The following is a 13,035-nucleotide window of genomic DNA, read 5'->3' on the forward strand; positions in this document are numbered from 1 at the left end:
ACGAATTCGTCTGACTTTTTATTGAGAGAGTAGCAATACCAGTAGATACAAATGGAGACTTTGAATTGCGGGTGGTGTTTCGCGTATTCAAGTGAAAAAAAGGGAAAGAGCGTTTGGTCATGCTCTTTCCCTTTCGTATTGGGTTTATTCTTTGTCGTCAAATTTGAATGTTTTGTACAGATAGCCGGTAAAAGGCAAAATAACAAACACACCAAATATGAGCGCAATCAGCAGTTGAAGTTGAACTTGATGAGGAGCGCTGGAGCTTTGAACTGTAATGTCTGTACCATCATTAATTTTAACCAGCACCGGAAACTGAATGGCAAACCAGCCCACCATAATCATCGTTGTTTGAAAGCCGGCAATTAGTCGAAGCCAGTTGCGGTTGTTGCGGTTCAAATTGATCCAGAGCAAGGGCAGTGCCAGCGTTGCCAGTACAATGCTGATTAAACTCGGCAGCGAATGGTAAAACTCATAAAACAGCGGATGCCCTTCTATCTCGGCGGTTGCAAAGACCACTGCGCCTGCAATAACCAAGGTTACGATCAGGTATTTCGCCATTTTGGTAAATCGTTCCACATGTTCTTTTTCTTTCGTTTCTCCTAAGGTGAAAATGGTTGCCAAAAATGCAAACAAAACCACCAGGAAAATGCCCATGGCAAATGAAAACCAGTTGAGCCAAGGGTGAATGTAGATGGCATAAAATCCTTTGGAATAGTCCATGGAAATGTCGCCCAGGATCACTCCGCCCATGGTTACCCCCAGAAAAAAGGTGGTAAACAGGCTTGAATAACGGAAAATGGAGGAATAGATGGCTTTGGAACGTTCAGCCTCCAAATCGTAATGCCGGAAGGTAAAGGCCGATCCTCTCATAATAATACCGATGAGGGCCAGTAAAACCGGAATGTGCAAAGCCGTTAGAATGGTGGAGTAAACCGTTGGGAAACCAACGAACAAGATCACCACAACCAGAATGAGCCAAACATGGTTAGCCTCCCAAACCGGGGCGATGGCCCGCGACACGATCTTGGATGCTTTTCCACGTGACAGCAATTCCAGTATTCCGCCTCCAAAGTCAGCGCCTCCAAGCAGTACGTATAGCAGGAGGGAAATTCCGAGTATAATTAAAATTGTTTCAGTCATGAGAACGATATTTGTTTTGAAGCATTTTTATTTGTCGGCTCATCAGCCAGGCAACAATAAAAGTCAAGAGCAGATACACGGCCGTAATGGTGTAAAAGGTGTACTGAATTCCCGGCATCGGGGTTAGGGCATCTTTTGTTTTCATGATACCGTAAATGATCCAGGGTTGGCGGCCAACTTCGGTGACCACCCATCCGGCTTGAATAGCAATAAACCCCAGGGGAGTAGCGATCATCAACAACTTGAGCCACCAGCGTTTCTCAAGCCAGTGTTTCCATTTGTAGGTTCCGGCTAAAAATATGACAGCCAGTAAAATCAGGAACATACCAATGCCCACCATCAGTTGAAAGGAATAATGGACAATAGGCACGGGTGGCCATTCGTCTTCCGGAAATTCTTCCAGTCCTTTTACTTCGGCGTTGAAATCGCCATGAGCCAAAAAGCTCAGAAAGCCAGGCAATTTAATGGCATAATTCACTTCACGGTTTTCAACATCCGGAATTCCTCCAATAATAAGCGGAGCTGACTTTTGTGTTTCAAAGTGTGCTTCAAAAGCAGCCAGCTTGGCCGGTTGAAGTTTAGCCACATTCTTAGCGGCAAGGTCACCACTAAGCGGTTGCAACAAGGCTGCAACCGAGGCAAAAGCCAGTGCAATGGTCAGTGCCTTGGCATGAATCTCCAGTTTATTTCTGAGGTAGAGCATTGCATGAACTCCGGCAACGGCAAATCCTGTAGCCGAAAAAGCAGCAATAATCATGTGATGGGTTTGTGAAAACCAAGCTTTGTTAAACATGGCAGCCACCGGATCAATGTTATACGCTTGCCCGTCAATCCAGTCGAAGCCGGCAGGGGCATTCATCCAGGCATTAGCCGAAATAACAAAGACTCCTGACATTACGCCGGCAATACCGACCACCATGCCAATATACAAGTGAACCTTTTTATTGAGGCGGTTCCAGCCGTAAAGCCACAGTCCTAAGGCGATGGCTTCAACAAAAAAGGCCGTTCCTTCATACGAGAAAGGCATCCCGAAAATGGGGCCTGCATGTTCCATAAATGTGGGCCATAGCATTCCGAGTTCAAACGAAAGAACTGTTCCGGATACGGCACCAACAGCAAAAAAGATGGCGACACCCTTTGCCCAGGCTTTGGCCAAATCAAGGTAAACAGGATTGTTGGTCCGAAGCCACTTCCATTCAGCCACAAACATAAACCACGGCATCACCATGCCTATACAGGCAAAAACAATATGAAACCCAAGAGAGACGGCCATCTGCAAACGTGCAGCCAAAAACTCATCCATAGTGCGATTTTTTAAACAATTAATTTTACTCCTTGAACACCTAAAAAGGCTTTCTGTTTGATGCCGGAAAAGATAAAAAAGAAGCCAATTAATTATCAGGAACTTGTAAGGCCATTTTTATGGGCGCTAGTAGGAGGGAAGGGGGCTGGGGGAAGAATAAGGAGGACACTGCTGGTTTTTGTTTGCCTTGTAGCGAAGAGCGTATTTTCTCCTTTTGTCAAATTCGTGATAGGAGCACATAGACGAGCCAGAAGGATCTACTTGATTTACTCCCTGACCTCTGCCTTTCTAATGGCCGAACGGAAAAACTCCAACACTTCTTCTTTTACCACTTGAGGGTGTTGATGGCCAATTTGAGGATACGTTTTTACGGTGGCGTTTATTCTGTGATTGCGATAAATTTCGCGGCAACGGTTCCATCGTTGAGGTTGCATCTCTTCTCCCAACAGCAGGTAAATTAAATCACGCTCATCAGTATCGTAGCCATCGGAAAAGGGAATGGCATCATTGTCGTCCAACTCACCCATAAACAAAAATTGCGGAAGCGATTGAAATGCTTGGTTGTTAAAGGTTTTTTCAAAGCGGCTTTCAAAATCATGGGTTCCCAAGGGATAGCTCAAGGGTTTTCCCAGGAGACTGTCTGTTGGAAGCATTAGCAGACCATTGAGTCCTCCGGCAGCAAGCGCCAAAATCTCTTCAGGATGCAGAAGGGAAAAACGGTTGGCAAACGTTCCTGAAGCCGAAAAACCAGTCATTAAAATCTTGTCATTTGTAATAAATCCCATGCTATTTAAGCGTTTTTTTGCATCATCAATCATTGCCAGGAGTTGCAGATCCAAGCGCTCGAGTTCATTATCGTGCTGGTTCATGACATCGCGGTCGAGGGCGTGCGTATATATCTGCCAATCTGTTTTTGACCTTGGAAATACCGGGACCAGTAGCGGATGTTGAAGTTGCTGAGCGATGTAATTCCCCAGATAATAGGAGTTGGAAGCCAGCCTTCGTGCTTTTTCCAGATGCTCTTCAAACTTGTCGCTGGCAAATCCGGAGTTATTGGGTTCTACAATCAGGTAGTGCTCCTTATCCGCAGGCATTTCGTTGGGGAGGAAGACGAAATAAGGGAAATTGAATCCCTGTTGTTGGTTGGCTTCGACATAAACTAATTGACCTTTCTCTTTGGAACAAGAGCAGAGCAAGAATACCAGGATGAAAAACAGTGGACTATATCTCATTGCTTTTTGTTTTCAATGGATTAGTCTTTTTGATTCAGGAAATATTACACTTTTGTAGGAAATTACTAGCACCCATAAGTCCAGACGAGTTATTGCGGAACAATCTGAAGTACCCTGTCGGGGCTGTTGGTTAATACGTAAAGTTGTCCGTTTGGTCCGAATTTAAGGTCGCGAATCCGGCCCATTCCTTTCAGCAGAATTTCTTGTCTCCTGACCTTTTCACCCCGAAGCTCCAGTCGGCGAAGCTCCTGAAACGCCAGCCCTCCAAGCAGCAGGTTGTTATGCCATTTGGGGAATAAGGGGCTGGTTACAAACTCAGTGGGACAAACGGCAATGGAAGGTGTCCACTGCACCACGGGTTGCTCCATCCCTTTCTTTCGATTCTTTCTGGAAATGACTTCTCCGTTGTATCCGATTCCGTGGGTAATGACCGGCCAACCATAGTTGGCTCCTTTTTGCAAAATGTTCAGTTCGTCGCCTCCTTGCGGCCCATGATCTGTTGACCAAATGGCTCCGGTTTGGGGGTGAAGTGCCAGTCCTTGCGTGTTACGATTTCCCAGGGTGTAAATCGCCGGTAGGGCATTGGGTGTGTCAACAAAGGGATTGTCTATCGGAATAGCCCCGTCCGGATGAATGCGAAAGACCTTACCGGAAGGTTTGTTCAGTTTTTGCGAGTCTTTGGCCCGCCCCATATCACCAATGGAAAAATACAGAAGCCCTTCCCGATCGAAAAGCAGGCGGCACCCCCAGCGGTCTCCATGCACCACCTTTTGGGAATCGGGCACTTCAAACAGGGTTTGCTCTTGCTGCCAATGGTTATTGCTAATTTTTCCACGTACGATTTTAGTCATCCCCAGTGCTTCTTTGTCTTTGGGGTGTCCATTGGTGTGGCTATAGGCCAGGTAGATCCATCTGTTTTCGTCGAAATCCGGATCCAGGGCAATGTCCATAAAACCTCCGGTACTGCTTGCCAAGTGAGGCTTAGGCAGCCCTTCGATGAAGCTGGTATCCAATTTTCCTTGAATGAGCCATTTCAATCGTCCCTTTTTTTCAGAAATCAGGGCACTGTCCGAATTAACAAATTCAATTCCCCAGGGAGTGGTTAAATGCTCAACCACTATCTTTTCGATTTTCAGCGTGTATTGGTTGGTTTCAATGGTTTCCGGCTCCGTATTAACTTCAAAAGCTTCTTGGGTGCCTTGTGTTTCAATCAGGTAGTTTGTAATGGCATCGACCTCCTTATTGGTTAGGGCTTTTTCCCAACTGATCATGGTGGTACTGGGAATGCCAAATTTTACAGTACTTCTGATGTAGTCTCTTCCTTCTTCGTTTTTCCAGTGCGGATTAAGGAGCTTAACGCCGGAGCTGGTGCCTTCCAGGTTTAGTCCGTGGCACCCGGCGCAGTGGGTTTTATAAAGTTCCTGTCCGTTGGGTGATTGACAGGAATAGAAGATAAAAATGAAGCTTGAAACAAACGTGGAAAACAGTAAATTTTTCATAAAGGGCGCAATAAGCACGTTTCACACATACCATATTTTTGGATATGTGTGTGTCTTTTATTTTTCCATCCACGCTAAATTATGGTCATAAACAAACTTTAAGAGTTTATGTTTTATGTTGTTTCGAATTCATTTTTGAATGGCTTGTGTATCTAAACCAGAGATTTCTGTTTTTGCAGGATGTAAAAAAAGGCCTTTCATTGCTGAAAGGCCTTTGGGCTGTATCATGTGTTGTGTTCTGCTTACTCAAGATAGGTGTAGCCATACAAACCAGAACGGTAGTTGGATAGGAACTCTTTCCCTTCGGTAGCCGAAATGGTCCCTGCTTTTACCGATGAAGTTACCCAGGTTTCTACGGTGCGTACCATCTTCTTCGGATTGTATTGCACGTAATCCAATACTTCGGCCACGGTTTCGCCGTCAATGATCTGGTCGATGGAGTAGCTGTCTCCGTCAACTGAAACGTGTACGGCATTCGTATCGCCAAACAGGTTGTGCAGGTCGCCCAGAATTTCCTGGTAGGCTCCCACTAAGAACACGCCGATGTAATAAGGCTCTTTCGCTTTTAATTTGTGCACTGGCAAATAGTGCGAAAGGTTCCGGGTTGAAATAAAGTTATCGATTTGGCCATCTGAATCGCAGGTAATATCCTGCAGGGTGGCTGCACGATCTGGTTTTTCATCCAACCGATGAATCGGCATAATCGGGAAAATCTGATCAATTGCCCAGGAATCGGGTAAAGACTGGAACAAGGAGAAGTTGCAAAAGTACTTATCTGCCAGTAATTTATCCAGCTGATGCAATTCATGTGGGACATGTCTGATTTTCCCAATCATTTCCTGAATTTCGCGGGCGATGGACCAGAATAAACGTTCCACCTGGGCACGTGTTTTCAGGTCGAGCAGGCCAAGACTGAAGCGGTCCAGGGCTTCTTCCCTGATTTGTTGGGCATCGTGCCAGGTTTCGAGCATCCGGGGCTGATTAATCGCATCCCAGAGTGAATAAAGTTCTTTTACCAATTCATGATCATCTTCTTGTAGGTCAATTTCCTCTTCCCAGGCAGGTAGCGAAGCCGATTCCAACACTTCAAAAATAAGCACCGAATGATGGGCCGTGAGCGAACGTCCGGACTCGGTAATGATGTTCGGATGTGGAATGTTATTTTTTTCGCTGACATCCACCATCGTTGAAATGGCATCGTTTACGTATTCCTGAATGCTGTAATTGACGCTGCTTTCATTGTTGGCAGAACGGGTTCCGTCATAGTCAACGCCCAAGCCACCGCCAATGTCAACAAACTCAATGTTGAAGCCATTTAAACACATTTGGGCATAAAACTGCGAGGCTTCGCGCAAGGCTATTTTGATACGACGAATTTTATTAACCTGACTTCCGATGTGAAAGTGAACCAATTTAAGGCAGTCTTCCAATTCATTCTCTTTCAGGTATTCCATGGCGTCAAGCAATTCGCTCGAAGTCAGTCCGAATTTGCTGCCATCGCCACCAGAATTTTCCCACTTGCCACTTCCTGAGCTTGCCAGTTTAATCCGGATACCCAGATTCGGCTTAATCTTCAGCCTGCGTGCAATTCGCGCTATCAGCTTTAGCTCGTTCATTTTTTCAACAACGATGTAGATGCGCCGTCCCATTTTTTGGGCTAGCAAGGCCAGTTCAATGTAATCTTCATCTTTATAGCCATTGCAGATAATCAGCGAATCGTTGTTGGTGTTGGTGGCAATTACTGCGTGCAGCTCCGGTTTTGACCCGGCCTCAAGTCCAATGTTAAATTTTCGGCCATGACTTACAATCTCTTCCACAACAGGTCGCATTTGATTGACCTTGATGGGATAGATGATGAAGTTCTGGGCTTTGTAATTGTACTCTTTGGCAGCAAGTTTAAAGCAGTTTGCCATTTTCTCAATCCGACTATCAAGAATATCCGGAAAGCGGATTAACATTGGAGCAGCAACATCCCTGATTTGCAGTTCGTCGACGAGTTCTTTCAAATCAATCTTCACACCGTCTTTCTGGGGGGTAACTACGACATTGCCTTTTTCATTCACTGAAAAATAATTGATTCCCCAACCATTTATGTTGTAGAGCTCCTCTGTGTCTTCAATGCGCCATTTTCTCATATTTATTCGTACTGGAATTGTTCTTTATATCTTTTTAAATTTGGGCCCAAATATAGTTCTTCAAGCAATACAAAAAGCAATATTAAAACGCAAAAGCGAGTCACGCAATTTTTTTTGCCTAAAAAGCTGTTTGGAAGGGAAATAATCTGGGCTTTGTACAAGTTTAAGGCTTTGTTTTGGAGGGGAAAAGTGACTGGCGGAATTTTAACGTCAGGATCGTGCTTCGGATTCCGATTTTTTTCTTGGGAATTGTGGTTCTTTTGACTCCGATTTGGTCGGGCTTTTGCCAGGCCGTGGAAAATGAATCCAATTTACGAAGGCATGTGAGTGTTTTGGGGCATTAAGTCGTATTAAAGAAACTGTGAAACGTTAATTTCGTAATCAGACAAACGATGCGTTGATCCGCGAATTAATGCATTGTATTCTGTATTTGCCAAAAGTTTTGCGTTGGAAAGGGAAGCTTCCCGGGCAGGTTGTTTTCTTTGCAGCTCATATTGCCCAAATGAATAGGAAAGAAGAACGAGAATTATTTCAACTGAATAGAAAATATAAAAAATGAGAACGAGAAGAGATTTTCTGAAAAAAGGAACGTTAACTGTAACCGGACTGGCCGTAGCCGGATCGGGTAGTTTACTGGCAGCAAGCAAGCCAGCGTCTTATGTAACAAACCGGCCAGCTTCCGGAGAAAGACATTTTACGTCGAAAGCGGTAGAGGAAACCATTGTGGCAACTAAAGCCAGGTTGAAGGATCCGAAACTGGCCTGGATGTTTGAAAACTGTTTCCCAAATACGCTGGATACGACTGTTGAATATGGAACAAAAAATGGAAAGCCCGACACTTTCGTGATTACCGGTGATATTCATGCCATGTGGCTGCGCGACTCAACGGCTCAGGTGTGGCCCTACATGCCCTTGGCTAAAAAAGACAAGGAATTGCAATCGTTGCTAGCCGGGGTTGTTAATCGTCAAACACAATGTATTTTGATCGATCCGTATGCCAATGCTTTCAATAAAACAAAAGAAGAAGAGGTGCATTGGATGAGTGACTTAACTGATATGAAACCGGGCTTGCATGAGCGAAAATGGGAAATTGACTCGCTGTGTTATGCGGTTCGGTTGGCCTACAATTATTGGAAAACCACCGGAGATGCCTCTGTTTTTGATGCCGATTGGCAGAAAGCTGCGAAATTGATTTTGAAAACATTCCTGGAGCAACAACGAAAGGATGGTTTGGGACCATACAAATTCATGCGTGAAACAGCCCGTCAGTTGGATACCTTGTCTAATTTGGGATATGGTCGTCCGTTAAAAGCAGTAGGATTGATCAATTCTTCTTTCCGCCCTTCGGATGATGCAGCTACTTATGGTTTTCTCATTCCCTCTAACTTATTCGCAGTGGTGTCTCTTCGTCAAATGGCCGAAATCAGCGAAGAAGTTACCGGTGAAAAGTCGTTTGCCAAAGATTGCCTGAAACTGGCTGCGGAAGTGGATGAAGCCATTCGCGCGTATGGCGTGGTGGAGCACCCTAAATATGGTAAGGTGTATGCTTTTGAAGTAGATGGTTATGGGAATCATACGTTTATGGATGATGCCAATGTTCCCAGTTTGCTAGCGTTGCCCTACCTGGGGCTGGTGGATCAAGCGGATGAAATCTATCAGAATACACGTAAATTGGTTTGGAGCGAGGACAATCCTTACTTTTTTAAGGGAAAAGCAGCTGAAGGCATTGGTGGACCGCATGTAGGCTATTACATGGTGTGGCCCATGAGTATTATTATGAAAGCCATGACCAGTTCAGATGACAAAGAGATTGCCTGGTGTGTAAAAACATTGCGTAATACGGATGCCGACACTGGTTTTATGCATGAAACCTTTCATATGGATGATCCGACAAACTTTACCCGGTCCTGGTTTGCATGGGCCAATACGCTGTTTGGCGAGTTAATTTTGAAGTTGGTGCAGGAAGGAAAAGAAGACCTGCTGAGCTAATAGCTTTTTCCGCTTGGCGGGAAGAATGATAAAAAAAGGGCACGATGCTTATCAAAATACGATAGCTATCGGGCCCTTTTTTACTGAGGATTAGAGAAGGTTCACATCGTTTCGTGCTGTTTTATTCTTGATTTGTTCCCGACAAGGGAATAAAACGAGCTGAAAGGTCGGGATCAGCCATGTCCTTATCCAGCGGATACATGGGGCGAATGATGCGTTGATAGTCCAACCGTTCCAAGTCCTGGTCAACACCACCTGGCGTAAGCGCAAGCAGCCAGTCGGCCTGCATGTTGTACAATTCAGGAACAAGGTAGCCAATTTTAACCATCACAATGTCGGCTTCCCTTGGATTTAGTCCAAGTCTTGTAAAGTCGGCTTCGGTATGGTAGGGCTTACGCTTTTTGGTCACAATTACATCGACACTTCCCACGCGCACCACAACTTCAGTTTCGGCATTCTTATCGCCCTGAACAATGGCTTGAACCGTGCCTGAAATGGGCAGTGGCGGTGCGTAACGATCATCCACCATAGCTCCAACCGTGCCACTCACTTGCTTGCCTACTCCGGCTTCAAGGGCCTTTTCAATAAAGTCGGGTCCCGGAATGGAAGCATAAATCAGCGAAGGGCCGTTGGCGGATTTAAACTCCGGCCTTTTCAATACTTCAGTTAAAGTCCAGGTAACATCGCCGGCTCCTCCGGCTGTGGGGTTGTCACCTGAGTCACTAATGAAAAATGGTTTCTTTGTGCTTTTGATGGCTTGATCCAGACACTCTTCGAGGTTACCGGTGGGGGCTACAAAAGAAAACTCTTTGCGTACATCCCAGAAGTGTTGAGCCAGCTTTTCAGCTACTTCTCCAACTTGGTTCTGGTCATCTCCATAAGCCATCACCACTGCGTGGTTACGAGGCTCATCGGCCCAGGCATAACCAACCCAAATGGCTGCGTCAATGACACCATCTTTTGCTGTTGCCGGAGCTACTTCCTGGTATAGGCTTTTGGCGGGCTCAATACGTGTGCTGGTTTTTTCTCCGGGCAATAAAATAGGAACAGGAATCCAGGCTTTATAAGCAGGTTTGCCTTTTTCGTTTTCAACCCGGTCAAGCAGGTTCTCCAGTGCCCGTTGCCGCGACTCCCAGGCATCTTCGTGTGGTGCCATGCGGTAGCAGGTAATCATATCCGAGTTTTCGGCCAAACGCAAAGAGACATTTCCGTGAAGGTCCATGGAGGTGGAGATTAGTGTTTCGTAACCGATGACATCGCGGATGCATTGGATAAAATCACCCTCCGGATCATCCAGTCCAACGACGCTCATGGCGCCGTGAATATCTAAAAAGAGTCCGTCGTAGGGCTTGTTTTTTTCCAGCAGGTCGAGGGTTTGTCCCACCAACGATTCATAGGTTTCGCGGGTAACAGTACCTCCCGGAAGTGAACGGCTCAGTTTTGTGGGCGACCATTCGGCGCGCTGATAAAGCGAAGAGTCGGAAAAAAACGGGTAATAGGAAAAAATTTCGTCACCTTCCCAGGTGTGAAAGGCATCTTCGTGGGTTCTTGCCGGGGAAAAGGTGCTTGATTCTATTCCCAGACCGGCAATGGCAATGTGTGGTTTTTTATCCTGGTGGCCCGATTGACTACAGCCGAAAGTCATGGCAACCAATGATAAAACAATAAGTCTTAATTTTCTTTTCATACCAGTGTATTTTCTAAGTGGTTAATACAGAGTCGGCTGCTGTTCTGAAAAATCGTCACAGGAGAAAGCCGATTTGAAGCACTAATTTAAGCATATTAGGAACCGTTTCATTATTTATTTCGGATGAATTTGGGAACTATTTTGCAGCCTTGGGCTGTTTGTTTTGGGCCGGCTTTAACCGGGGCTTTTCATTTTCACCAGAATAGCAATTGTATTGCCGTTGAAGGATTATTGCCTGTAGGTTGTTGGGGAGGTGTTTGCAGAAAAAAAAACATCCTTCAGCAAAAATAAACTGAAGGATGTTTGTCGGCATCTATGGTGGATGACTAAAGCTTAGTTGGCTTATTTAGCCCACCACAATTTAGTTGCCTGAATATCCTGCCCTTGCGAGCTTAAAGCTTGCTGCAGGTTGTCGTTGTTGGTGCTGTATGGGCTTGAGCCATAACGCATGCGTTGTGGATAAGCTCCATTCAAGTTACCCGGACCAAAGATATCAAAGTCACTGATTCCCTCGGCTAGAGATGCCGGGTAGCCATTTTTTCGAACAATGGACCAGGCTTCAAAACCTTCGGTGTAGTTGGCCAGCCAGCGTTGGACGACTACTTTTTCCATATCATTAGCTCCATCAAGATTGGCCATTGGTGAGCTGGCCAGGAAGTCTTCAACGTCGGCTTCTTCCACATCCCAAAGCAAGAGAGCGTGTCGTAGTCCTTCGCGATACAGCGTGTTGGCCGTTCCGCTGCCATAGCCGAGAAGAACAGCGTGTGCTTGCATAAGGTATGATTCCGCAGTGGTCAGTACTATTTCAGGAGCGATGTCGGCTCCTTCGTTTTTTGCCTGAATAATATACTGCGCGGGCTTACTGAAAAATTCATAGCGTGCGTAGGAAGGCATTCTGGACCCCATGCGGACTGGTTGGCCTACATAGTAGGTGTTCTCGGCCATTGAAATGACCGATTCGCCTTGCGCATTGGTGGTTTCTGTAAACTCAGCGCCAGCGTCGGTAAGTGCTGCCAGAATGAAATTTTTGCGTTTGGCATACAATTCATTCGAGTCGCTTTCGGGTTTGGGAATCGTAATTTCGCTTCCGCCAACAGCGGGTTGAGCATATTTGGAGAGGCGAGGATCTCCATTTTTCTGAAGGTAATTAATAACCAGATTGCTAACAGTCCAGTCAGAACCTACACCAAAGTTATACCACACATCGCCATAGCAAGAGCTGTTCCATTGGTCAATTAGGGCATCTTTCGGAAGCAGGCAGTTGTCTGTTTCATCGCTAAGCAAAGGTTGCGCCATTGCTTCATTGATGGCCTGTTCTGCAAAAGTGGCTCCACTGGCACCAAGTGCGCGCAAGGCAACCTTTAGTTTGAGTGTGTTGGCTAGTTTTTTCCACTGTTGCAGGTTCCCTCCATAAAACAGGTCGTTTTCACCCAAATCTTCCGTTCCAACCCCGGTGCTGCTTTCGCTGCCAATCAGGTTCATGGCTTCCGTAAGGTCATTGATAATGCCTTGGTAGATGTCGGCCTGGGCGTCGAACTTGGGTTGCAGAATTTCCAGGTTGCCACTCTCAGAATACGGAACTTGCCCGAAGGTGTCTGTAAATTTTTGGTAAAACATACTTTTCATAATCAGAGCAGTGGCGTATGTTAGCGGATTTTCCAGGTCACCACCTGGCTCAGTGAGTTGCAGGTAGGTGTTAATGGTACTATTGTATCCTTCAAAATAATCCCAGGCGGCATCGGTATACCCTGAATTGTAGGTATATCCGAGTTCGTCGGACCACCAGGACCCACTAAACCCGAAGCAGAACATACCGGCATAGCGGTCGGCATGAATTAACTGGGCGCGCCAGTAAGGGAACCGGTTGGGTGCAAATAGTTGCACTTGCGTTCCGGTGATGAAGTATTTGGCTGATATTTGATCGCCAAGAATTGCGTTGGGGTCTTTATTTATTTCCTCAAAATCTGAAGTACATTGAGTCAACCCGAAAACGGCAATTATTGCTATAAGATATCTTGTTAATTTCATAATCGTCATTTTTAAAGCT

Annotated in this window: 8 protein-coding genes; 1 reads left to right on the forward strand and 7 read right to left on the reverse strand. The window is 45.7% G+C overall.

The annotated features are described in order from the left end of the window. Nucleotides 1-144 precede the first annotated feature (144 nt). From Q1A18_RS05665 to speA, 5 genes are all read right to left on the reverse strand, one after another. On the reverse strand, nucleotides 145-1,143 hold the full coding sequence (locus Q1A18_RS05665) for a cytochrome d ubiquinol oxidase subunit II (protein ID WP_299577957.1): 999 nt from the start codon (nucleotides 1,141-1,143) through the stop codon (nucleotides 145-147). Next, the gene (locus Q1A18_RS05670) at nucleotides 1,136-2,446 is read right to left on the reverse strand and encodes a cytochrome ubiquinol oxidase subunit I (RefSeq protein WP_299577958.1); all 1,311 of its coding nucleotides are present in this window, start codon (nucleotides 2,444-2,446) and stop codon (nucleotides 1,136-1,138) included. Before Q1A18_RS05670 ends, Q1A18_RS05665 begins: the two co-directional genes overlap by 8 nt. Nucleotides 2,447-2,712: 266 nt before the next feature. Next, nucleotides 2,713-3,678, reverse strand: a complete 966-nt coding sequence (locus tag Q1A18_RS05675) for a hypothetical protein (RefSeq protein WP_299577959.1) — start codon at nucleotides 3,676-3,678, stop codon at nucleotides 2,713-2,715. Nucleotides 3,679-3,767: 89 nt separating this feature from the next. Continuing rightward, entirely contained in the window at nucleotides 3,768-5,177 is a 1,410-nt protein-coding gene (locus tag Q1A18_RS05680) for a PQQ-dependent sugar dehydrogenase (RefSeq protein WP_299577960.1), read from the reverse strand. 242 nt (nucleotides 5,178-5,419) lie between these two features. Then, entirely contained in the window at nucleotides 5,420-7,312 is a 1,893-nt protein-coding gene (gene speA / locus Q1A18_RS05685) for a biosynthetic arginine decarboxylase (RefSeq protein ID WP_299577961.1), read from the reverse strand. A 555-nt stretch (nucleotides 7,313-7,867) separates the two neighbouring features. On the opposite strand from speA, the gene Q1A18_RS05690 reads away from it, so the two are divergent. After that, nucleotides 7,868-9,301 (forward strand): glycoside hydrolase family 125 protein, encoded by a 1,434-nt coding sequence (locus Q1A18_RS05690; RefSeq protein WP_299577962.1) that lies wholly within the window; start codon nucleotides 7,868-7,870, stop codon nucleotides 9,299-9,301. A 121-nt stretch (nucleotides 9,302-9,422) separates the two neighbouring features. On the opposite strand, the gene Q1A18_RS05695 is transcribed toward Q1A18_RS05690, so the two are convergent. Together Q1A18_RS05695 and Q1A18_RS05700 are read right to left on the reverse strand one after the other, a co-directional pair. After that, the gene (locus tag Q1A18_RS05695) at nucleotides 9,423-10,988 is read right to left on the reverse strand and encodes a M81 family metallopeptidase (RefSeq protein WP_299577963.1); all 1,566 of its coding nucleotides are present in this window, start codon (nucleotides 10,986-10,988) and stop codon (nucleotides 9,423-9,425) included. 342 nt (nucleotides 10,989-11,330) lie between these two features. Beyond that, on the reverse strand, nucleotides 11,331-13,016 hold the full coding sequence (locus Q1A18_RS05700) for a SusD/RagB family nutrient-binding outer membrane lipoprotein (RefSeq protein ID WP_299577964.1): 1,686 nt from the start codon (nucleotides 13,014-13,016) through the stop codon (nucleotides 11,331-11,333). Between the last annotated feature and the right edge of the window lie 19 nt (nucleotides 13,017-13,035).

The organism is uncultured Sunxiuqinia sp., from assembly GCF_947495665.1.
In the GTDB taxonomy this organism is placed as follows: Bacteria; Bacteroidota; Bacteroidia; order Bacteroidales; family Prolixibacteraceae; genus Sunxiuqinia; species Sunxiuqinia rutila.

Coding starts and splice junctions, on each gene's coding strand:
- speA (WP_299577961.1), bottom strand. CDS start 7,312: ATGAGAAAATGGCGCATTGAAGACACAGAGGAGCTCTACAACATAAAT.
- Q1A18_RS05680 (WP_299577960.1), bottom strand. CDS start 5,177: ATGAAAAATTTACTGTTTTCCACGTTTGTTTCAAGCTTCATTTTTATC.
- Q1A18_RS05675 (WP_299577959.1), bottom strand. CDS start 3,678: ATGAGATATAGTCCACTGTTTTTCATCCTGGTATTCTTGCTCTGCTCT.
- Q1A18_RS05690 (WP_299577962.1), top strand. CDS start 7,868: ATGAGAACGAGAAGAGATTTTCTGAAAAAAGGAACGTTAACTGTAACC.
- Q1A18_RS05695 (WP_299577963.1), bottom strand. CDS start 10,988: ATGAAAAGAAAATTAAGACTTATTGTTTTATCATTGGTTGCCATGACT.
- Q1A18_RS05665 (WP_299577957.1), bottom strand. CDS start 1,143: ATGACTGAAACAATTTTAATTATACTCGGAATTTCCCTCCTGCTATAC.
- Q1A18_RS05700 (WP_299577964.1), bottom strand. CDS start 13,016: ATGAAATTAACAAGATATCTTATAGCAATAATTGCCGTTTTCGGGTTG.
- Q1A18_RS05670 (WP_299577958.1), bottom strand. CDS start 2,446: ATGGATGAGTTTTTGGCTGCACGTTTGCAGATGGCCGTCTCTCTTGGG.